The 1,271-nt window shown below is 61.8% G+C and carries 2 protein-coding genes and 1 pseudogene; all 3 read right to left on the reverse strand.

The window, feature by feature from the left end; all coding sequences use genetic code 11:
• Nucleotides 1–397, reverse strand: a pseudogene (locus ACLFKU_RS43475) (IS66 family transposase); the annotation flags it as partial.
• Between the two features lie 30 nt (nucleotides 398–427).
• The gene (gene tnpB / locus ACLFKU_RS43480; protein WP_368587950.1) at nucleotides 428–772 is read right to left on the reverse strand and encodes an IS66 family insertion sequence element accessory protein TnpB; all 345 of its coding nucleotides are present in this window, start codon (nucleotides 770–772) and stop codon (nucleotides 428–430) included.
• Nucleotides 769–1,185: an IS66-like element accessory protein TnpA gene (tnpA, locus tag ACLFKU_RS43485; protein WP_410842612.1), complete on the reverse strand. Its 417-nt coding sequence runs from the start codon at nucleotides 1,183–1,185 to the stop codon at nucleotides 769–771. Before tnpA ends, tnpB begins: the two co-directional genes overlap by 4 nt.
• Nucleotides 1,186–1,271 lie beyond the last annotated feature (86 nt).

Raw genomic sequence — 1,271 nt, forward strand, 5'->3', positions numbered from 1 at the left:
CACACGTGGGGCAGAGCGGATCGGGCTCGAGAACGATCTCCTCGCGCGGCAGGTGCGGCGGGAGCGGCCCTCGCGAAGGCGATTTGCTGGCCGGCGCATTCGGTGTCCTGTCCCGCTGGTTACGCGCCTCGGCAGCACCACGACCGCCCGTCAGGTCCTCCAGCTGCGCCTCGAGCTTGTCGATCTGCTTCGCGAGTTGTTCAGACTTGCGCCCGAAGTGCATCCGCCTAAGCTTGTCGATCTGCGCCTTCAAGCGCTCGATCTCGTCATCTCGCGCGGCGAGTTCCTGCACCATCTTCGCAATCGATGCCTGGTGCTCAAGCAGCGATGCCTGTTGCGCGAGCACCATGGCACGGAGCTCGGCGACGTTATCGGGAAGCGGCGCCTGATCGGACATGCGTCGCAGTTTACGAGCCTTCCTCGCGGTTTACAACATCGAGAGTGCGGCGGTGCGTCGTGGCTGTCGCCAGTCGATGCCCTCGAGCAACATCGACAACTGTGCAGTCGTCAGATGGATCTTGCCGCCATCGGCCTGTGGCCAGATGAAACGCCCTCGCTCCAACCGTCTCGCGAGAAGCCAGAGTCCGTCGTCAGTAGCCCAAAGCACCTTCACGAGATCGCCGCGGCGCCCGCGGAAGATGAAGACGTTACCGTCCAGTGGATTCTCATTGAGCGCTGTCTGCACCTTCGCCGACAGCCCTTGGAAGCCGCAGCGCATGTCGGTGATGCCGGCAACGAGCCAGACACGCGTGCCCGCCGGCAGGCCGATCATCGGGCAAGCTCCCGAATGAGCAGCCGCAGCAACGCCGGCGAGACCTCACCGGAGATTCGAACGCGTGCACGATCAAATTCGATCTCGCAGACGTTGTCGGGCGGCGAGTTGGTATCGTCGGTCATGGGCGTTGCCTCCGAAGGCTCCGCGACAACGCCCACTGGAAGAAGTACCGTCGAGCTGGCATCAGGTTTCGAGGCCACCGCCGAATGCTCTGGACATGGCGCGCCGAACACGCCTTGCAGATACTGACGCCGCCACCGGAACAACAAATTGGTGTTGACGTCGTTACGGCGTGCAACCAGCGAAACCGAAGCTCCTGCTTCGAAGGTCTGCTCGACCAGGTGCCGCTTGGTTTCCACGCGAAAGTTTGGTCGCTTGACCTTCGCGATCCGATTCAATGTCTCGTCCACTTTAGTTCCCACCAAATTATTTAGCGGGAACTAAACTACCAACCGGTTCGCTCAGCCGTCGAGAATGGCCGTCATGAGCCGCTTAC

The sequence above is a fragment of the Paraburkholderia sp. EG304 genome (genome assembly GCF_046543485.1).
GTDB classification, from domain to species: domain Bacteria; phylum Pseudomonadota; class Gammaproteobacteria; order Burkholderiales; family Burkholderiaceae; genus Paraburkholderia; species Paraburkholderia youngii.